At 69.1% G+C, this 19137-nt stretch carries 18 protein-coding genes; 5 read left to right on the top strand and 13 right to left on the bottom strand.

The genetic code is table 11. The features are described 5' to 3' along the window. Positions 1-117: 117 nt before the first annotated feature. Together HF999_RS09545 and HF999_RS09540 are read right to left on the bottom strand one after the other, a co-directional pair. A complete protein-coding gene (locus HF999_RS09545) occupies positions 118-714 on the bottom strand; it encodes a suppressor of fused domain protein (RefSeq protein ID WP_168545639.1) in 597 nt (198 codons plus the stop codon). Between the two features lie 72 nt (positions 715-786). After that, positions 787-1788: a LacI family DNA-binding transcriptional regulator gene (locus tag HF999_RS09540; RefSeq protein ID WP_246207549.1), complete on the bottom strand. Its 1002-nt coding sequence runs from the start codon at positions 1786-1788 to the stop codon at positions 787-789. Positions 1789-1904: 116 nt separating this feature from the next. Here HF999_RS09540 and HF999_RS09535 point away from each other — a divergent pair, with 116 nt between their 5' ends. Continuing rightward, entirely contained in the window at positions 1905-3554 is a 1650-nt protein-coding gene (locus tag HF999_RS09535; RefSeq protein WP_312854079.1) for a glycoside hydrolase family 13 protein, read from the top strand. Between the two features lie 11 nt (positions 3555-3565). Here the strand turns inward: HF999_RS09535 and HF999_RS09530 are convergent, their stop codons facing one another. The 8 genes from HF999_RS09530 to HF999_RS09495 form a co-directional block, all read right to left on the bottom strand. Further along, a complete protein-coding gene (locus HF999_RS09530) occupies positions 3566-4432 on the bottom strand; it encodes a ParB N-terminal domain-containing protein (protein ID WP_168545637.1) in 867 nt (288 codons plus the stop codon). Next, complete coding sequence (locus HF999_RS09525; protein WP_168545636.1) at positions 4422-5111, bottom strand: metallophosphoesterase family protein; 690 nt, start codon at positions 5109-5111, stop codon at positions 4422-4424. Before HF999_RS09525 ends, HF999_RS09530 begins: the two co-directional genes overlap by 11 nt. A 4-nt stretch (positions 5112-5115) precedes the next feature. Then, complete coding sequence (locus HF999_RS09520; protein WP_168545635.1) at positions 5116-6297, bottom strand: ABC transporter ATP-binding protein; 1182 nt, start codon at positions 6295-6297, stop codon at positions 5116-5118. Positions 6298-6324: 27 nt separating this feature from the next. After that, the gene (locus HF999_RS09515) at positions 6325-7089 is read right to left on the bottom strand and encodes a carbohydrate ABC transporter permease (protein ID WP_376766483.1); all 765 of its coding nucleotides are present in this window, start codon (positions 7087-7089) and stop codon (positions 6325-6327) included. Positions 7090-7168: 79 nt separating this feature from the next. Next, the gene (locus tag HF999_RS09510) at positions 7169-8101 is read right to left on the bottom strand and encodes a carbohydrate ABC transporter permease (RefSeq protein ID WP_312854082.1); all 933 of its coding nucleotides are present in this window, start codon (positions 8099-8101) and stop codon (positions 7169-7171) included. An 11-nt stretch (positions 8102-8112) separates the two neighbouring features. Next, positions 8113-9510, bottom strand: coding sequence for an extracellular solute-binding protein (locus tag HF999_RS09505; protein WP_168545633.1), 1398 nt, complete (start codon positions 9508-9510; stop codon positions 8113-8115). Positions 9511-9735: 225 nt separating this feature from the next. Beyond that, on the bottom strand, positions 9736-10740 hold the full coding sequence (locus HF999_RS09500) for a LacI family DNA-binding transcriptional regulator (RefSeq protein ID WP_168545632.1): 1005 nt from the start codon (positions 10738-10740) through the stop codon (positions 9736-9738). A 405-nt stretch (positions 10741-11145) separates the two neighbouring features. Then, the gene (locus HF999_RS09495) at positions 11146-11676 is read right to left on the bottom strand and encodes a YflT domain-containing protein (RefSeq protein WP_210733641.1); all 531 of its coding nucleotides are present in this window, start codon (positions 11674-11676) and stop codon (positions 11146-11148) included. A gap of 49 nt (positions 11677-11725) precedes the next feature. On the opposite strand from HF999_RS09495, the gene HF999_RS09490 reads away from it, so the two are divergent. From HF999_RS09490 to HF999_RS09480, 3 genes are read left to right on the top strand one after another with little or no spacing between them, the layout of a single operon-like run. Next, positions 11726-13012 (top strand): magnesium transporter MgtE N-terminal domain-containing protein, encoded by a 1287-nt coding sequence (locus HF999_RS09490; protein ID WP_168545631.1) that lies wholly within the window; start codon positions 11726-11728, stop codon positions 13010-13012. Further along, positions 13009-13545 carry a DUF1003 domain-containing protein gene (locus tag HF999_RS09485; RefSeq protein ID WP_168545630.1) on the top strand — a complete coding sequence of 179 codons (537 nt, stop codon included), beginning with the start codon at positions 13009-13011 and terminating at the stop codon, positions 13543-13545. The genes HF999_RS09490 and HF999_RS09485 overlap by 4 nt, the downstream gene beginning before the upstream one ends. Beyond that, a complete protein-coding gene (locus HF999_RS09480; protein ID WP_168545629.1) occupies positions 13532-14272 on the top strand; it encodes an Rv0361 family membrane protein in 741 nt (246 codons plus the stop codon). The genes HF999_RS09485 and HF999_RS09480 overlap by 14 nt, the downstream gene beginning before the upstream one ends. A gap of 43 nt (positions 14273-14315) precedes the next feature. Here HF999_RS09480 and ahcY read toward each other — a convergent pair whose 3' ends face one another. From ahcY to HF999_RS09465, 3 genes are all read right to left on the bottom strand, one after another. Next, the gene (ahcY, locus tag HF999_RS09475) at positions 14316-15791 is read right to left on the bottom strand and encodes an adenosylhomocysteinase (RefSeq protein WP_168545700.1); all 1476 of its coding nucleotides are present in this window, start codon (positions 15789-15791) and stop codon (positions 14316-14318) included. 126 nt (positions 15792-15917) lie between these two features. After that, complete coding sequence (locus HF999_RS22185; RefSeq protein ID WP_210733640.1) at positions 15918-17054, bottom strand: SMI1/KNR4 family protein; 1137 nt, start codon at positions 17052-17054, stop codon at positions 15918-15920. Positions 17055-17237: 183 nt separating this feature from the next. Then, on the bottom strand, positions 17238-18734 hold the full coding sequence (locus HF999_RS09465; protein ID WP_168545628.1) for an amino acid permease: 1497 nt from the start codon (positions 18732-18734) through the stop codon (positions 17238-17240). A gap of 193 nt (positions 18735-18927) precedes the next feature. Here HF999_RS09465 and HF999_RS09460 point away from each other — a divergent pair, with 193 nt between their 5' ends. Then, positions 18928-19131 carry a hypothetical protein gene (locus HF999_RS09460; protein WP_168545627.1) on the top strand — a complete coding sequence of 68 codons (204 nt, stop codon included), beginning with the start codon at positions 18928-18930 and terminating at the stop codon, positions 19129-19131. The last annotated feature ends 6 nt before the right edge of the window (positions 19132-19137 follow it).

The following is a 19137-nucleotide window of genomic DNA, read 5'->3' as shown; positions in this document are numbered from 1 at the left end:
CCCACGGCGGCGTGCAGAACAGCGACCTGCGACTCGGGACGTGTTCAGGATGTCGAGTCCTGCGGCGTCAGAGGCGTTGTCAGACACCTCCACCTGCGGAGAACCCCCATTCGTGAGCTACACCTCGCGGGCTGCGGGCCGGCCCGGATCGGCGGGATCGATGCCCGCCTCGGCCCACGCCTCCCGCAGCGCCGCCGCGCCCTTCAGCCGTACCCATGCCGCCTCGTTGGCGGTGATCGGGTCGGCGCGCAGGAACCGGACCGGTTCGCCGCCGTCGCGCTCCAGGTCCGGCACTACCGACTCCCCCAGCAGGACCGCCGTGAACGGCGCACCCGCCCACAGCGGCGCGCTCAGGTCGACGAGCGCGTCGGGGGCGAGCACCAGCCCCTCCACGGCCGGCGTGGCGGCGAGGATCGCGAGCGAGCGGTGCACGCCGTCCAGCGCCGCTCCTGGTCCGTCCGTCGCGGGCCGCAGTTCCAGGACGACCTCCGCGCGCGGCCCGTCGTCGACGGTGACCAGCGCGTTCGGGTCCGTGATCGCGTGCCGCGAACAGCCGACGCTGGCGAACGCGACAACGCTGTCGCCCACCCAGCGCTGCACCGTCATCGGCTCGAGGCCCAGGAAGGTCACCGATGCCGACGCGGGCGGTGCGAAGCCACGCCCCGCGTAGTGCTCGGCAAGGTGTCCACGGACGGCGTCGACGACGGAAGACATCCGTCAACTACACCACCCGCGAGGTTCCGGCGTACACACGACCTCCGAAGGAAACGAGGCTGATCGCCTCTGCTACGCGGGTCCGGCGGTGCTGCCGCGGTCGATGAACCGCGGCTCGCTGAGGCTCTGTAGGGACTCGGGCGGCGCACCGTCGATCCTGCGGACCAGGAATTGGACGGCTCGGCGGGCCATCGCCAGGTGATCCGGGCCCACGCTGGTCAGCCGCGGGCGGCTGAGCTCGCCGACCTCGGGGCCGGTGTGCACGGTGATGACCGACAGATCGCGGGGGATCACCACGCCCCGGGCGGCCGCCGCGGACACGAACCCCAGTCCGGCGGGCTCGTTGTGCAGGAGCACGGCGGTGGCGGCGCTCGCCCGGATCTCGTCGAACGCCTCCCAGCCGGCGGCGAAGGTCTGCGCGATCGGGTACCGGCGCAGCCCCATCCCGTGGCGCGCGGCCGCCGCGATCTCCGCGGCGCGCGATCGCGCGACCACGCCGGGCTCCTCGATCCGCTTGACCCCCTCGCCGCGCGCCACCAGTGCGACCTCGCGGTGGCCCAGCTCGGCGAGGTGCGTGAACGCCGACTCGGCGGAGGCGTCGAAGTCGGCGTCGCAGAACGCCGTACCCGCGGTGTCGTCGGTGCGCCCGAGCAGGACGAACGGCGTCTCGGTCCCCCTCAGGTGATCGACTCGAACGTCCCGGCGATACACCTCCATGACCACCACCCCGTCGACGAGCCCCTGCCGTACCGTCTCCTCCACGAACCCGGCGTCGTCGGCGGGGCCGGGCAGGAGGAGCAGGCGTCGACCGGACGACCGGGCCTCGTCCGCGGCGGCCGAGAGGTAGCCGCCGGCGTCGACGCCCAGCCCCAGGAACTCCGACGGCACCAGCAGGCCCAGCAGGCTGGTGCGGCTCCCGGCGAGCCCCTGCGCGAGGACATTCGGCGTGTAGTCGAGCTCCTCCATCGCGGCGAGGACTCGTCGCCGGGTCTCGTCCGAGATGGGGCGCGACCCACTGATCGTGTACGAGACGGTGCTGCGGGTCACGCCCGCGAGCCGCGCCACGTCCGCCATCGTCGCCACGATCGATCCTCCTCGCAAAGTTGTCGACACGGATCCTCCCGGTGGACTACCCTAACCACAGCATCGACGCGCGTCGATGAATTCGCGAACGACCGACGAGGAGCGACGTGACACTGAAGGATCTCGAGTCGCCGGACTGGTGGCGGCAGGCGGTGGTGTACCAGGTCTATCCGCGCAGCTTCGCCGACTCGAACGGCGACGGCATCGGCGACCTCCCCGGCATCACCTCGCGCGTCCCCTACCTTCGCGAGCTGGGCATCGACGCCGTGTGGCTGAGCCCGTTCTACCCGTCCGAACTCGCCGACGGCGGTTACGACGTCGCCGACTACCGCGACGTGGACCCGCGACTGGGCACCCTCGACGACTTCGACACGATGGCCGCGGCACTGCACGACGCGGGCATCAAGCTCATCGTCGACATCGTCCCGAACCACACCTCGGACCAGCACGAGTGGTTCCAGGCCGCGCTGGCCGCCGGACCGGGCTCCCCCGAGCGCGCCCGGTACCACTTCGTCGAGGGCAAGGGCCCCGACGGGGACCAGCCGCCGAACGACTGGCAGTCGCACTTCGGTGGCGGCGTCTGGGAACGCGTCGTCGAAGCGGACGGCACCCCGGGCCAGTGGTACCTGCACTTCTTCGCGCGCGAACAACCCGATCTGAACTGGGACAACCCCGAGGTCCGCGCCGATTTCGAGAAGACCCTCCGATTCTGGTCCGACCGCGGCGTGGACGGCTTCCGCATCGATGTCGCGCACTACCTGACCAAGGACCTGCGCGAGCCCTTCGCGCCCTTCTCCGAGGTCGGTCTGGGCGAGAACGTCGAGGCCCACGGGCATCCCTTCTCCGACCGCGACGAGGTCCACGACGTGTACCGCGCGTGGCGCAAGGTCTTCGACGAGTACACGCCGCCCCGCATCGCGGTGGCCGAGGCATGGGTGCACCGCAGCCGCGTCGCCCGGTACGCGAGCCCCGAGGGCCTCGGCCAATCGTTCAACTTCGACCTGCTGCTCGCGGAGTTCGACGCTTCCGAGTTCCGGGACGTCATCCAGGACAGTCTGGAACTCGCCGCCGAGTCCGGCTCATCGTCGACCTGGGTGCTCTCGAACCACGACGTGGTGCGGCACGCCACCCGCTACGGCCTGCCCGCGGGCAGCGGGCGGCACGCCAAGGACTGGGTCCGCAGCGGTGGCTCTCCCGACGACGTGGACACCGAGCGCGGCGACCGCCGGGCCCGCGCCGCCACGCTGGTGCTCCTCGCACTGCCCGGCTCGACCTATCTCTATCAGGGCGAGGAACTCGGCCTCCACGAGGTCGGCGACATCCCCGGCGACGCCCGCCAGGACCCCACCTACTTCCGCACGGGCGGCGCGGAATTCGGCCGCGACGGCTGCCGCGTTCCGCTGCCGTGGACGAAGGACGGCCCGTCGTTCGGATTCGGATCGAACGGCGCGCATCTGCCGCAGCCGACCTGGTTCGGCGACTACTCGGCGGCCGCCGAGGAGGCCGCCCCCTGCTCGATGCTCTCGTTCTACCGCGCCGCGCTGGCGCTACGCGAGACGCTGCAGACGGACGAGTCGCTGACCTGGATCGAGCACCCCTCGCCCGACGTGCTGGCCTTCGAACGGCCGAACGGCTGGCGGTCGATCACCAACTTCGGGGCGGTCCCCGTCGACATGCCCGACGGTGAGGTCCTGCTCGCGTCGGCGCCGGTCGACGGCAGCACCCTGCCGGGCGAGACCACGGTCTGGATGCGCTGAACGGTGGCCGGTCAGAAGAACCTGCCCGGCTGCCAGGGCTTGTTCTGCTCGGACACCTCGTCGATGATCTCCGGGCTCCACACGTGCCTGCGGACCAGCCGGTACCTCTCCCCGGCCACGAAGAAATAGACCTCGGCGTCGGTGGAGGACTCCATGATCCCCGCCTCGCGGGCCATCCGCACCACGGGGACGAACTCGTCGTCGTACCAACGCCGGGCGACCTCCTCCCGGTTGAGGAAGGTCCGCAACTCCTGGACCAGTCGGAATCCCCAGGCCTCCACCATCTCCGCGAGTCGCGAGTAGTCCCAGGCGTTGGTCATCCGGACCTCGTCCATCGCGCCGGCCGGCAGCGGAACACGCTCCTCGAAGAGCCGGCGATGGTCCTTGAGGAGCAGGTCCGAACGCACGGCGATGCCCTCGGCGTCCACCCGGGTGATCACCTCGGTGACATACGCGTCGATCGTGGTGAAGCCGCGCGCGAACGCGATCGACACCCGATGGTGCCCGTCGACCACGAAGTACAGGTCACCGACCTGTTTGACCTCGATCGGGGGCATCGACTCGCCGCGCCGCTGCGCCGCGGCCAGTCGCTGCCAGCGGGCACGCAGTGCCGGCGAGCGCGGCCGGAAGTACCTGTCGAAATCACGGGTGCGGTCCACGCTGCCCACGATCTGCGCCACCGGGATCACCTGCAGGCCCAGCTTCCGATCGCTCACCAGGCCGAGGGCGGAGACCACCTCGTCGTAGGGCAGGACGTCGTTGACATCGCCCGGCCGGCGCCGCACCCACGCCGCGAGCCGGGAGATGTTGGCCCGGCGCCGGGACCGCTCGAAGTCCGAGCGCGCGTCCGCGTCGGGGAATCCGGTGTCACGCGCCACGTCGCCGCTCTCTGATTCTGATCCCCCGATCCCGTCCAGTGCTTCCGGGCGTGATGTCGAAGTACGCGTACCCGACGGTGTTGAGCACCGGAACGCCGTCGATCGTACGTTCCTGCCCCGGGTGACCGAAAGGGTGCACGTGCCCGTGCACGAAGACCTGCGGGCGCAGCGTCCGCACCAGCCTCCCGAGGGAGGCGAAGCCGCGATGCGGAGCATCCTTTCCGTCGCCCACCCCTTCCGCGGGCGAGTGCGTGAGCAGCACGTCGACGGTGCGCCGTCGCCACCGGGCCGCGGCGCGCACGCGCCAGGCGCGCCGCGTCTGCTGGGCCTGCGTCCACTGGTTCGCGCCGCCCCGGTAGCGGATCGATCCGCCGAGGCCGGCGACCGTCAGCCCGCCGACCGTGACGACCCGCCCGTCCGCGTTCACGCCCCCGCGCGGCCCCGGCGGCTCGCACGGCAGACCGCCCCGCAGGTAGCCGCCTCGGGTCCGGCGGTAGCCGCGGTGATCCGGATCGTGGTTACCGGGCACGAAGACGCACGGCACCCCGTAGCGGTCCACGAGCGCCTCGAGGTATCCGCCGGACAGATCCCCCGCTCCGAGGATCAGGTCCGGAACGAGCTCCGACGACGCCAGGGCCAGGCCCGGAACCTCCTCGTCGCTGACGGCGAGCACACGCACCGGACTACAGCGCCAGGTTCAGACCGGTCGATGCGTCGAACACGGCGATCTTCGAGGGGTCGTAGTACAGGTCGATCTCGGCACCGCGGGCGGCGGCGGAGTCGGCGGACAGGCGCGCGACGATCTCGTCGGCACCGGCCAGCGGCGTGCCCGCCCCCAACGCGTTGAGGTCCGCGAGAGCATCGGTGGCGATGGCCTCGGCCGGAACGCCGAAGTGGATGTACTTGTCCGATCCCATGGACTCCAGGACGTCGACGGTGGCCCGGAAGGTGAGACCGCCGACGCGCTGGTTGGGGTCGAGCAGCCGCGCGTCCTCGAAGTGCTCGGGCCGGATGCCCACGATGACATCGCCGGTCCGGTTGCCCGCCGCAGCGGCCTTCTCGGCCAGACGGGGCGAGTCGAGGAGCAGGATCTCACCCAGGGCGGTGTTGATGCCCACCGACGTGAGCCGGCCGGGAACGAAGTTCATCGCGGGCGAGCCGATGAATCCTGCGACGAACAGGTTCGCCGGCCGCTCGTAGAGCTCCTGCGGCGCCCCGACCTGCTGCACGTCGCCGCTCTTGAGGACGACGACCCGGTCGCCGAGGGTCATGGCCTCGGTCTGGTCGTGGGTGACGTAGACCATCGTCGTGCCGAGTCGCTTCTGCAGCCGCGAGACCTCGGTGCGCATCTGTACGCGCAGCTTGGCATCCAGGTTCGACAGCGGCTCATCCATGAGGAAGGCCTTCGGGCTGCGCACGATGGCGCGGCCCATCGCGACGCGCTGACGCTGGCCGCCCGACAGCTGGCTGGGCTTGCGGTCGAGGTGCTGCATCAGGTCCAGGCTGCGCGCAGCGTCCTCGACCTTGGCGTTGATCTCCGCCTTGGGCAGCTTCGCCAGCTGCAGCGGGAAGGCGATGTTCTCGCGCACCGACATGTGCGGGTACAGCGCGTAGGACTGGAAGACCATCGCGATGTCGCGATCCTTGGGGGCCTTCTCGTTGACGCGCGTACCGCCGATGCGCAGCTCGCCGTCGGAGATGTCCTCCAGACCGGCGATCATGTTGAGCGTGGTGGACTTGCCGCAGCCCGACGGGCCGACGAGGATCACGAACTCGCCGTCGGCGATCTCGAGGTTGATGTCGCTGACGGCGGTGGAGCCGTCCGGATAGGTCTTGCGCACGTGGTCGAAGACGATGTCTGCCATGGTTCTCTCCTAAGGATGCTTACCGGGCTAGCCCTTGACGGCGCCGGACGTCAGGCCGGCCACGATGCGTCGCTGGAACAACAGCACGAAGATGATGATCGGGATGGTGATGATCACGGCCGCGGCCGAGATGGTGCCGGTGGGTTCCTCGAACTGCGAGCTACCGGTGAAATTGATGATCGCGACGGGCGCGGTGATCGACGCGTCGGTCGCGGTCAGTGAGACCGCGAACAGCAGGTCGTTCCAGGCTGCGATGAAGACCAGGATCGCTGCGGTCACGACTCCGGGCGCGGCGAGCGGAGCGACCACGCGCCGGAACGCCTGCGCCGGAGTGGCCCCGTCCATCTGCGCCGCCTTCTCCAGCTCCCACGGGATCTCGCGGAAGAAGGCCTGGAGCGTGTAGACGCAGAGCGGGAGCGCGAACGTGATGTTCGGCAGGATCAGGCCCGGCCAGGTATCGAACAGGCCGGTGGCCCGCTCGATGTTGAACAGCGGCGTGATGAGCGAGATCTGCGGGAACATCGCGATCAGCAGGGTCGCCGCGACGAAGACCTGCTTGCCAGGGAAGTCCAGGCGCGCTACGGCGTACGCGGCGAACGTGCCGATGAGTACCGCGATCAGGGTGCTGATCAGGGCGATGCCGATCGAGTTGATCAGCGGCCGAAGGAAGCCGGCGTTCTTGAACACGGAGACGTAGTTCTCGAAGGTCGGATTCCTCGGGATGAACTTTCCATCCCCCACCGACGATGCCGGCTTGAGCGAGAGCGAGATGATCCACAGCAGTGGGATCATCGTGAAGGCGACCACGATCAGGTTGATCACGGACCAACTGAGCGTGCGGCCTGCGGTGCGCTGTGCCATGTGTTTCCCCCTACCGCTTTCCCGCATCGGCACCGGGAGCCGCGGCTCCGAACGCCTTGACGAAGATGAACGCGATGATCGCGACGCAGATGAAGATCAGCACCGAGATCGCCGAGCCGATGCCCAGGTTGAAAGCCTTGAACAGGTTGTCGTAGCCGAGGATCGACAGCGATGCGGTGCCGTTGCTGCCCTTCGTCAGGACGAAGATGTTGTCGAAGATGCGGAACGCGTCGAGCGTGCGGAACAGCAGCGCGACCAGGATCGCGGGCTTCATCAACGGGATGATGATCTTCGTCAGGCGCGTCCACGCGCCGGCACCGTCGAGCGCCGCCGCCTTGAGCAGATCGTCCGGCACCAGCGCCAGGCCGGAGAGCAGCAGCAGCGCCATGAACGGCGTCGTCTTCCAGACCTCGGCCAGCACGATGATCATCAACGAGGGCACCTGCTGCGTGAGCGGCGCGGAGCCGTCCGGCAACAGGTTGGCCAGGTAGCCCGTGCCCGGCGTCCAGGCGTAGAGCCAGGAGAACGACGCGGCGACGGTGACGATGCCGTACGGGATCAGCACGACGGTGCGGACCACGCCGCGGCCGACGATGGTGCGGTGCATGACCAGCGCGATCGCCAGGCCGAGCACGAACTCGATGATCACCGACGCCACGGTGATGAACGCGGTCACTCCGAACGCCGACCACCAGTAGCCGTCACTGAGCACGGTGAGGTAGTTGCTGAACCCGACGAACTGCGTATCGTCCGGCGCGCTCAGCGACGCCTTGTGCAGGCTCAACCAGACGGCGTAGACGATCGGATACGCCGTGACCGCGAGCATCAAGACGGCCGCGGGCGCGATCAGGTACAGGCCCAGACGTCGCTCACTCTGCTTCCCCTCAGAGCGGGCTGGCTTGCGGGATCGCTTGCCCTCGGACGGCAGCTCGTGCCGCCCCACTTCAGCGGTTGTCACGGGACGAGCCCCTTCCCATCGACGGCCTTCTGCGCGGCGTCGATCAGTTCATCGGCGAGCGACCTCGGGTCCCAGCCACCCACGGGAGCGAGCTTCGCCGCGAGCAGGGTCGACATCGCCTGGTAGGACGGCGTGAGCGGGCGGACCGCCGCGGTGTTCTCCTGCATCTGATCCCGGATCAGCTTCGCCGCCGGGTAGACCGTGATGAACTCCGGGTCGTCGTACACCGCCGGGACGGTGGGCGGCGTGCCCGCGTCGAGACCGTAGATCTTCTCGGACTCGTTGTTCGTGAGGCACTCGACGGCCTTCCAGGCCAGATCGGGGTGCTGCGCGGTCTTCGCGACCATCAGGTTCGCCCCGCCGAGCGTGGCCTTCGCCGGAACACCGGCCTTGACCTGGGGATACGGCGCGAAGTCGAACTTCTGGCGGATGAGCTGATTCATCTGGCGCAGCTGACCGGCGTCGGGCTTGTCGACGCCCTTGAACTTCGCCAGCTCGTTGCCGAACCACGGCACCGATCCCGCGGCGGCGTTCTGCTGCATCGACGGCAGCACGAACGGCCAGTTCAGCTCGAACAGCGATTCACCACGCTCCATCGACAGGCGGGCCTCGGTCTCCATGAAGTTGGTGATGCCCGCGGCGTGACCAGGAGCCGTGGTGACGTCCTTCATGATCTGCAGCGCGCGGATCATGGCGTCCTTGTTCTGCTGCTCACCGAGCACCAGCGTCGTCCCGTCGTCGCCGACGATCCGTCCGCCCTCGCTCTCGAGCAGGGAGTTGAACCACACCACCATGCCCTCGTACTGGGCCGCCGTGACGGCGATCCCGGTCGGGCCTCCCGCCTTGCCGGACTGCGCGGCGTAGTCGAGCAGTTGCTGCCACGTGAGCTTGGGCGGGCTCGTGATCGGCTTGCCCGTGAGCTTGGAGAGCAGATCCTTGCGATACCAGAGGAGCTGCGTGTTGGCCCACGCCGGCACGCCGTAGACCTTGTTCTGATAGGTCGCCGTCTTGAGCGGGCCCGCCAGCACGCGCTTCTTGGTCCGCTCGACGACATCGTCCGGCATGTCCACCAGCCAACCGGCGGCGGCGAACTCGGCCGTCCACGTGACGTCCAGCGCGAGGATCGACAGCGACTTGTCGTTGCCGGTGATGCGGCGCGCCCACTGCAGTCGCGTGTCGTCGGCCGATCGGGGCATCGTCTCGGTGACGACCTTGTAGTCACTCGTCGAGCAGCCCGCGGCCGCCTTCTTCAGGGCCGGGATGCTGTCCGCACCCGTACCGACGGTGATGACCACGCCGGACTCGCTGGACCCGCACCCCGCCAACAGTGAACTCCCGAGGGCCACCGTCAGTCCCACCGCCAGCGCCCTGCGGCGAACCGGTTTCCACTCCATCGCCCATCCTCCTTGCGCCGCCCGATCGAACGGCATTGCGAAAACTAACACACGCCCGTGGTGACGAACACCACATCTTGCATTCCCGTGCCAATCGCGCTCGGCTCGCCCCGCGGCCGCGTCACGAGACGACCCGAACGAACGAACATGCTGCGCACCAATGCTTTTCGTGGGACGAACGATGACCTTGCGGTCCCCTCGATCGTGGTCGGCTACGACCCCGGATCACGGGGGCACGGCAGTCGTGTGACGCGCGACGAGGCGGGTGTCCAGGACCACATCCTCCGCCGTGCCGCCGTCCAACCGGGCCAGCACCAGCCGCGCGGCTTCCATCCCGAGCCGTCGCGCGGGTTGCGCCACCGTGGTCAGGTCCGCGAGACCGGCCATCGGGTGATCGTCGACGGCGATCACGGACATCTGCTCGGGCACCGCGATCCCCATCCGCCGCAACGTGCGCAGCGCACCCAACGCCACCTCGTCGGAGAAGCAGAAGACTGCGGTCGGAGCCGGCACCACGCCGAGCAGCCGCTCCATCGCCTCCGCACCGCCCTCGATCCCCCACGGCGCCGTGACCATCAGGTCGTCCGACACCGGGATCCCCTGTGCCGCCATGGCGGACCGGTAGCCCTCGTCCCGCGCTACGTCCGCGTCCCACAGGACACCTTCCGGGTCGCTCGTGCGGATCAGCCCGATCCGTCGATGCCCCATCCGGACGAGGTGTCCGACGGCGCGCGTCGCCGCGAGTCGATCGTCTATCGTCGCGGACGGCACGCCCGGCGGTCGGGACGACACCGCGACCACCGGCGCCGACATCCGCGCCACACGATCGAGGATCTGTGCATCCATCGGGAAGCTCACCGCGATCAAGCCGTCCACGTCCTCCTCGGGAACCGTCCGGAAGAAGTCGAGTCGTTCGGCGTGTGTACGCACACAGCGGAGCACGGTCGTGTAGCCGCGCTCGCGCAGCGCCTCCTGCGCGCCGTCCGCTACGGCCGCGTAGTACCAGGCGTCCAGACGCGGTACCACCACGCAGATCCGGCCGGCACGGTTGCGCACGACCCGCGCCCCGGAGTCCGCGACGTAGCCGAGCGCCGCCGCCCCGTCGACGATCCGCCGCCTGGTCGCCGGCGCGACGCCCGGCTTGCCGGTCAGTGCCCGCGACACCGTCGAGATCGAGATCCCGAGGCGCTGCGCGACGTCCTTCATCGCGACCTGCTTCTTCGGAATCATCCTTCGATGATCGCACCGAGGCGGACGCCGCGAGCAAGTATTTGCAGAACCGCCTCGCGATGCGCTGCCCCCACTGCACGCCGCGGGACGTACTGGAGGTTCTCGTCATGCGGGCACCGTACCGCACTGTGAGCTGCGCCACGAGGAAAGCGGTTTTGCAAATGTTTGCAACCCCGCGGTCCGGGTTGCGCTAGGGCCGCGACGCACCGCGCCCCTGCTGACGGCCTGCCCGCCGTGCCGAGGGCTCCTGGGTGCGCACCATTGTCGCGCCATGCAGAAAACGCATAACCGAACTCAGAAAAAGGGCTCGCTACCTGCACAGACGAGGGTATGCGCCAGGCGCATCACCATCGGGAACAACACACCACCCGACTTGCCGAGGCTCCTCGCGCCGGCGATCGGACCCTACTGAATGTTCAACCGCGCCAGCATGTCCCGGGCCTGCTCGGCGACCTGGGGATCGCACAGCACGTCGTACCGCCCGGCCACCAGTTGCATCGTCGACGAGAAGTCGCGGGTGCCGCGCGAGGCCCAGTACGGCACCGCCGCGCTGATCAGACCGAACACCACACCGCCGACGATGCCCGCGATCACGGTGGGCAGCACGTTCGCGCCGCCGCCCACGAACAACCCGACCAGCAGGCCGAGGAACAGGCCGAGCCACGCGCCGGACGCGGCGCCCGCGCTGAGCACACGCCCCCAGGTCAGGCGCCCCGTGATCCGCTCGACCTGCATCAGGTCCACGCCCACGATCGTGACGTTCTGGACCGGGAACTCCTGGTCGGAGAGATAGTCGACCGCGCGCTGCGCCTCGGCGTAGGTACCGAACGAACCGATCGGCCAGCCCTTCGGCGGCGTCGGCAGCCCCCGGAACGGCTGCCCGGCGGGCCCTCCGGCGCGATTCTGCGACCCGGGACCGGGTAACGGTTGCGACATTCGACGCCCTCCCTCACATGCGGTACATAACGAAACTACCCTGAACACCATGTCGGCTGCCTCCAGAGTATTCGTCGCTCGACTGTCCGGCCTCCCCGTCGTGGGCCCGGACGGTGAGTCGGTCGGCCGTGTCCGGGATGCGGTGATCGGCCTGCGCGCCGATCGCAAGGCGCCACGGGTCCTCGGCCTCGCCGTCGAGCTGGCCAACCGCCGGCGCATCTTCGTGCCGATGCTGCGCGTGACCAGCGTCGAACCGGCCGCCATCACCCTCAACACCGGCTCGGTCAGCCTGCGCCGCCTGCACATCCGGCCCGGCGAGGCCCTCGCCCTCGGCCAGCTCCTGGGGACCAAGGTCCGGATCGAGGAGCCCGGCGAGGAGTACGACGGTGCCGACGCGTCCGTCGTGGACGTGGGGATCGAGCAGACCCGCACCCGGGACTGGGTGGTGCACCGTCTGGCCCTCAAGATCCGCGCGACGGGCTGGAGTCGGCGCGGCGGCGTCCAGGTGGTGGACCTCCCCCACGTGTCCGGCTTCACCACCACCGCGCTCACGGGCGCCGATCACGACATCGCCGAGGCACTGACCGTGTTCGAGGACATGCGCGCCACCGATGTCGCGCAGGCCCTGCGCGAGTTGCCGCCACAGCGACGGCTCACCCTCGCGGCGGCGTTCGACGACGAGCGGCTCGCGGACGTGCTGCAGGAGCTCGGCGACGACGACCAAGCCGAGGTCATCGCCTACCTGTCCAAGGCGCGGGCCGCCGACGTGCTCGAGGCCATGGACCCCGACGATGCCGCCGACCTCCTCGGCGAGCTCCCCGACAGCCAGCGCGAGGAGCTGTTGGCCGTGATGGACCCGGAGGACTCGGGGACGGTCCGCCGCCTGCTCACGTTCTCGCCGTACACCGCGGGCGGCATGATGACGCCCGAGCCGATCGTGGTCACCCCGTCGACCACCGTGGCCGAGGCCCTGGCCCGGGCCCGGAACCAGGACATCACCCCCGCGCTGGCCAGCATGGTGTTCGTGGTCCGGCCCCCGACCGGGACCCCGACGGGCCGCTACCTCGGCGCGGTGCACCTGCAGCAGCTGCTGCGCGAGCCCCCCGCGGACCTGGTGGGCGGCATCGTCGACACCGACCTGCCGAGACTCGGGCCCGACGACCCGCTCGGCGCCGTGACCCGGTACTTCGCGGCGTACAACCTGGTCAGCGGGCCGGTGATCGACGCGGAGAATCACCTGCTGGGCGCCGTGTCGGTCGACGACGTGCTCGACCACCTCCTGCCCGACGACTGGCGCGACGAGGACGACGACAACACCGTGGAGGTCACCGGATGAAGGACCGCTCCCGGCTCGATACGCCGCGGCTGGGCCGCAGTTTCCAGCTGAACCTGGGCGACGACATGATCGGCCAGGGCGCCGAGCGCGTGGCGCGGTTCCTGGGCACCGGCCGCTACCTGGCGATCCAGACGGTGATCGTCGTGGTCTGGGTGATCATCAACATCAGTTGGATCGCACTGCGCTTCGACCCGTATCCGTTCATCCTGCTCAACCTGGCGTTCTCCACGCAGGCGGCGTACGCGGCGCCGCTGATCCTGCTCGCGCAGAACCGGCAGGAGAGCCGCGACCGCGTCTCGCTCGACGAGGACCGCGCCCGCGCCGCCCAGACCAAGGCCGACACGGAGTTCCTGGCCCGCGAGCTGGCGTCGGTGCGCCTGGCCGTCGGCGAGGCCGCGAGCCGTGACTACATGCGCCGCGAGCTCGACGAGGTGCACGAGAAGCTGGACGCACTGACCGCGCTGCTGCAGTCCCTGGAACGCCGCAGTCACGCGCCGGCCGCCTCCGAGGAGCGCGCCGATGCGCCCGACTGATCCCCGCGAGCTCCTGCATCCCGTCCTGCCCGCGGAGACCTATCGCAGGCTCGGGATCGCGCCGCCGCGGCCGCCGCAGCAGTTCGCGCCGGGCGGCCCCGTCTCGTCGGCCGGCACGCCCTTCGTGACGGGGCGCGCAGTCACCGGGGCGGTGCCGAATCCGCTGCCGCCCCAGCCTCTTCCGACCGCGCCGTCCGCACCCGTGCCGGCCCCGGCGCCCGTGCCGTCTGCGCCCGCGCCAGCCTGGCCGGCCGCACCGTCGGGACCGCCGCAGCGCGACCGGTCCGTGGCGATCGTGGTGGGCGCGACGGCGCTGATCATCGCGATCATCATCGGCGCCACGTGGTACATCCTCGCGCACCGCGGCAGCGACGACGAGCAGCAGATCCGTGATGTCGTCGCCGCCGAGACGACGGCGATCAACAACCGGGACCTGGCGGCGCTCATCGCAACCCGCTGTTCCGCCGACGCCGCGCTGCTGCAGCTGCAGTACACCGCGCAGACCTTCGCCGCCGAGATCGACTCGACGCTGGGGCCGAGCGGACGCTGGAAGGTGACCGTCGGAGCCGTACGCATCGACGCCGACGCCGGCACCGCGACCGCCGAGCAGACGACGGTGCCGATCGGCTCGGCGTCGAGCGTCGCGCAGACCGTCACAGACACCGCCACCCTCCGGAAGGAGTCCGGAGGGTGGAAGGTGTGTGTCAGTACGTCGCGGGTGCGTTAGCGGGGCCGACGGTGCCGACCGGTCGCCGGCGCGACGGTGCCGCTCAGTAGCGGTAGTGCTCGGGCTTGTACGGGCCCTCGACGTCGACGCCGATGTACTCGGCCTGCTCCTTGGTGAGCTTGGTGAGGTGCCCGCCCAGGGCCTCGACGTGGATCTTCGCGACCTTCTCGTCGAGGTGCTTCGGCAGGCGGTAGACCTCGTTGTCGTACTCGTCGGGCTTGGTCCACAGCTCGATCTGGGCGATCACCTGGTTGCTGAAACTGTTGGACATCACGAACGACGGGTGGCCCGTCGCGTTGCCCAGGTTCAGCAGGCGGCCCTCGGAGAGCACGACGATCGACTTGCCGGTGTCGCCGAAGGTCCACTGGTCGACCTGCGGCTTGATGTTCAGCCGCACGGCGCCCGACTTCTCCAGGCCGGCCATGTCGATCTCGTTGTCGAAGTGGCCGATGTTGCCGAGGATCGCGTGGTCCTTCATCTGCTTCATGTGCTCGAGCAGGATGATGTCCTTGTTGCCCGTGGAGGTGATGACGATGTCGGCGTCGCCAATCGCATCCTCGACGGTGACCACGTCGTAGCCGTCCATGAGGGCCTGCAGGGCGTTGATCGGGTCGATCTCCGTGACCTGGACGCGCGCGCCCTGGCCCGCGAGCGACTCGGCGCAGCCCTTGCCCACGTCGCCGTAGCCCGTGATGAGGACCTTCTTGCCGCCGATCAGCACGTCGGTGCCGCGGTTGATGCCGTCGATCAGCGAGTGGCGGGTGCCGTACTTGTTGTCGAACTTGCTCTTGGTGACCGAGTCGTTGACGTTGATCGCCGGGAAGGCCAGCTCGCCGGCGGCGGCGAACTGGTACAGGCGCAGCACGCCGGTGGTGGTCTCCTCGGTGACGCCCTTGACCGACTCGGCGATCTTGCTCCACTTCGTCGCGTCCTTCGCGAGCGATGCGCGCAGCAGGGCCAGGAACACCTGGTACTCGGCGCTGTCGGCGCTCTCGTCGGTGGGCGGGACGACGCCGGCGGCCTCGAACTGCGCGCCGCGCAGCACCAGCATGGTGGCATCGCCGCCGTCGTCGAGGATCATGTTGGCGGGCTCACCCGGCCAGGTCAGCATCTGCTCGGCGGCCCACCAGTACTCCTCCAGGCTCTCGCCCTTCCACGCGAACACCGGCACGCCCTGCGGGGCCTCGACGGTGCCGTGCGGCCCCACGACGACGGCCGCGGCCGCCTCGTCCTGGGTGGAGAAGATGTTGCAGGACGCCCAGCGCACCTCGGCGCCGAGGTCCACCAGCGTCTCGATGAGGACCGCGGTCTGCACCGTCATGTGCAGCGAACCCGAGATCCGCGCGCCCTTGAGCGGCTGGACATCGGCGTATTCGCGGCGCAGCGCCATCAGGCCGGGCATCTCGTGCTCCGCCAGGCGCAGCTGCTTGCGGCCGGACTCGGCGAGCGAGAGGTCCGCGACCTTGAAATCGATTCCGTTCGCCGTATCGGCGGTCAACGTAGAAGTCACGCGCTCCAGGCTATCGCGGCCTGCAAGGATGAACCCCTCCGCCCGTCATGCGATCGTGAAACCGGCGGGTTCATGAGTCGGGAAGCCACATACGGCCTCGTGATGCAGAAACCTGCCGAGTTCACGATGAGCGGCTCACGAGAACGTCCGTCGCCACGACTCGATCTGCTGGCACAGTCCGTCGATCTGCGACAGCAGGTGCTCGCGCACGGTGCCGTACGATCCCTTGTAGCCGCGCGCAAGGTCCTCCGCATATCTGAGCACGTCGAGTACACGGCCGTCTTCGGTATCGACCCCCCATACCGAGATGACCTGCGTCGCGAAGGGCGTCACCGAAACGCCGGCTGCGGCTTCGGCCGCCGGACCGGGCTTCTGCCACGTGGAGCCGCCGAATCTCGCGAACTCCGCGGCCTGCCAGTCGTTGTGTCGGTCGCGCGCCGCCAGCGCCTCGGCCCACGCGTCACCGGTGATGATCTCCGCGCAGCTCAGAGGGTGGGGGTTGCCCGGCCAGCCGTCGGCGACCTCCAGGAACTCGCGGTGCTCCGGGTGCAGCTGCCGACCCAGGTGCCCTTCCAGCGCGGTGATGTCCGACGGTGCGGCCGGCGGGTTCGGTGGATCGGGGACGGGGTCACCACTGAGCTCTGCGAACTCGACGCGCAGGGCGGCGAGACGATCGACGATCTGCTGCATCGTCGGCGGGTCCAGCCGGAGATCCCTGCCCCAGTACCTCCCGTGCGGGCCCAGCTCCTCACCGTCGAGCCACTCGGTCAGCGCCGCCAACTGGTCGACGAGGTAGTCCTCGAAGGAGTCGTGGAAGCGGTCGCCATGCGGCGTCATCATCAGTTGGCCGGCGCGGTACCCCTGGGAGTCCCGATGCAGCATGAACGTCTCCCAGTAGGTTCCGTCGCTGTCGGCGATCCGCAGCCAGTCGTCGTCGCTGCGCCACTCGACGAGGACGTCCCCGTCCGCCAGCCTGATCCCGAGCCCTTCCGACTCACTGATCGTGCCGTGACCGATCTCGTCGCACGGGAGCAGCGCGGTGTCCTGATTCCACTCACGCCAGCCATTCGCGACGGTGAGGAACTCGCGGTACTGCGCGGGGATCCGGAACCCCAGCCGCTCCTCCGCGGCGACCAACTGCTCCTCCGTCGCGCCGGGATTCGGCCGCGACATCTCGTACAGATCCGGATGGATCCGGACCAGCCGTTCCCGCTGTACGAGGAATGCCTCGATCAGCTCCCGCCAGCGTGCTACCCCCACGTCGGTGTTCACGATTCTGAATCGTACGCCGCACCTGTCCGACCCGGACAGAATCGGAGAGAGCGCCCACCGAAGCGCCCACGCATTCGCGCGTCCTGCACTCGTGGCGCGGAAACATCCGCGCCGACGCGAACGTCCACCAACGCAGAACCGGGGCCGACGCGCGCTGCGTCGACCCCGGTCCAGAGCAGATGATCAATCGGCGAGCGACTCGATGACCTCGCCGCGCGCCCGCTTCCCGACCAGCGAGTGGTTCATCGAGTACAGGAAGTAGACGACCACGCCGAGCACCATCCAGCACAGGAACCGGAACCAGGTCTCGAGCGACAGGTTGAGCATCAGCCACCCGCAGGCGACCACCGACAGGATCGGCACCAGCGGCACCAACGGCGCGCGGAAGCCGCGCTTGAGATCCGGGCGCTTCCTGCGCAGGACCACCACGCCCACCGACACCAGGACGAAGGCGAACAGCGTGCCGATGTTGATCAGCTCGGCGAGCTCGCTCAGCGGAATGAGCCCGGCGAAGATCGCGACCACGATGCCGACGCCCACCGAGATCCGCACCGGCACACCCCGGTCGGAGGTCTTGGCGAGCTGACGGGGCAGCAGGCCGTCGCGGGCCATCGCGAAGAGCACGCGGTTCTGGCCCATGAGCAACACCATGACCACGGTGGTCAGGCCGGCGAGAGCGCCGATGGAGATGATCGTGGCGGCCCAGTCGACGCCGTTGAGCTTGAACGCGTACGCCAGGTTCTTCCCGGAACCGTCGCCCGCGCTGGTCGCGAGGTCCTTGTAGCTCGCCATGCCGGTCACGACCACGGTGACGGCGATGTAGAGCACGGTGACGATCGCGAGCGAGCCCATGATGCCGCGGGGCACGTCGCGCTGCGGATTCACCGTCTCCTCCGCGGAGGTGGCGACGATGTCGAAGCCGATGAACGCGAAGAAGACGATGCCGGCGCCGGCGAGCACGCCGTACCAGCCGTAGGACGAGCTGCTGCCTGCGAGCGCCTGGAACAGCGTGGACGTCCAGCTCACCCCCTCGCTCTTACCCGGAACCGATTCGGGCACGAACGGGGTGTAGTTGGAACCCTTGATATAGAAAGCTCCGACCGCGATCACGAGCAGCACGACCGCGACCTTGATCGCCGTGATCACTGCGGAGACCCGCGAGGAGACCTTGGCACCGAAGGTCAGCAGTACCGTCAGCACTCCGACGATGAGCATCGCGCCCCAGTCGACCTTGAAGCCACCGAGGTGGAACACCGCCGGACCGGTGTGGAAGACGGTGCCGAGATAGCTCGACCAGCCGCTGGCCACGGCGGCGGCGGCGATGGAGAACTCCAGCACCAGGTCCCAGCCGATGATCCAGGCGACGAATTCGCCGAACGTGGCGTACGAGAAGGTGTACGCCGAGCCGGCGACGGGCACCGTCGACGCGAACTCCGCGTAGCAGAGGGCCGCGAGACCACAGGCGATCGCGGCGATGACGAACGACACCGTGACCGCCGGGCCCGAGTAGTCACCGGCGGTCGACGCGCCGATCGTGAAGATGCCAGCACCCACGACGACGGCGACGCCGAAGATCGTCAGGTCCCACGCGGTCAGCTGCTTCTTCAGCCGGGTGCCGACGACCTCGGTATCGGCGATGGACTGCTCCACCGATTTCGTACGCAACAGTGGGTTTGCCATCCGGTGCTCCTGTGTTCGTCGTTGTGGGACGGTGTGACGACTCATCAAACACCACCGCTGCTCTCCGCGAAGCATTTCGGACACAAGCGGACACCGGTCCGTGCGCAGCTCCGGTCGACATTACCGGCCGGTGTTACTCGCCGGTAGTCGAATCCTGTTGGCGTACCGGCGAGTAACGCTTACCGTCGGCCCTATGACCAAGACTTTCGCGCACACCACGGACCAGACCGTCGCTCAGCTCCTCAGCATCGTCGAGGGTGGAGACGATGTGCTGCTCACGCGCGACGGCAAGCCGCTCGCCGTGCTCAGCAAGGCCCAGCCGGAGACCGTCGCCGTGTCCAACATGCAGACCTTCGACATCCCCGAGACCTTCTACGAGAACCTCGGCGGCGTCTAGCCCCCC

Source organism: Tsukamurella spumae, assembly GCF_012396015.1.
Taxonomy (GTDB): domain Bacteria; phylum Actinomycetota; class Actinomycetes; order Mycobacteriales; family Mycobacteriaceae; genus Tsukamurella; species Tsukamurella spumae.
This window is presented reverse-complemented; position numbering and strand designations above follow the sequence as displayed.

Coding starts and splice junctions, on each gene's coding strand:
- HF999_RS09490 (WP_168545631.1), top strand. CDS start 11,726: ATGTCGGCTGCCTCCAGAGTATTCGTCGCTCGACTGTCCGGCCTCCCC.
- HF999_RS09540 (WP_246207549.1), bottom strand. CDS start 1,788: ATGGCGGACGTGGCGCGGCTCGCGGGCGTGACCCGCAGCACCGTCTCG.
- HF999_RS09460 (WP_168545627.1), top strand. CDS start 18,928: ATGACCAAGACTTTCGCGCACACCACGGACCAGACCGTCGCTCAGCTC.
- HF999_RS09545 (WP_168545639.1), bottom strand. CDS start 714: ATGTCTTCCGTCGTCGACGCCGTCCGTGGACACCTTGCCGAGCACTAC.
- HF999_RS09505 (WP_168545633.1), bottom strand. CDS start 9,510: ATGGAGTGGAAACCGGTTCGCCGCAGGGCGCTGGCGGTGGGACTGACG.
- HF999_RS09495 (WP_210733641.1), bottom strand. CDS start 11,676: ATGTCGCAACCGTTACCCGGTCCCGGGTCGCAGAATCGCGCCGGAGGG.
- HF999_RS09500 (WP_168545632.1), bottom strand. CDS start 10,740: ATGATTCCGAAGAAGCAGGTCGCGATGAAGGACGTCGCGCAGCGCCTC.
- HF999_RS09480 (WP_168545629.1), top strand. CDS start 13,532: ATGCGCCCGACTGATCCCCGCGAGCTCCTGCATCCCGTCCTGCCCGCG.
- HF999_RS09465 (WP_168545628.1), bottom strand. CDS start 18,734: ATGGCAAACCCACTGTTGCGTACGAAATCGGTGGAGCAGTCCATCGCC.
- HF999_RS09520 (WP_168545635.1), bottom strand. CDS start 6,297: ATGGCAGACATCGTCTTCGACCACGTGCGCAAGACCTATCCGGACGGC.
- HF999_RS09485 (WP_168545630.1), top strand. CDS start 13,009: ATGAAGGACCGCTCCCGGCTCGATACGCCGCGGCTGGGCCGCAGTTTC.
- HF999_RS09515 (WP_376766483.1), bottom strand. CDS start 7,089: ATGATCCCACTGCTGTGGATCATCTCGCTCTCGCTCAAGCCGGCATCG.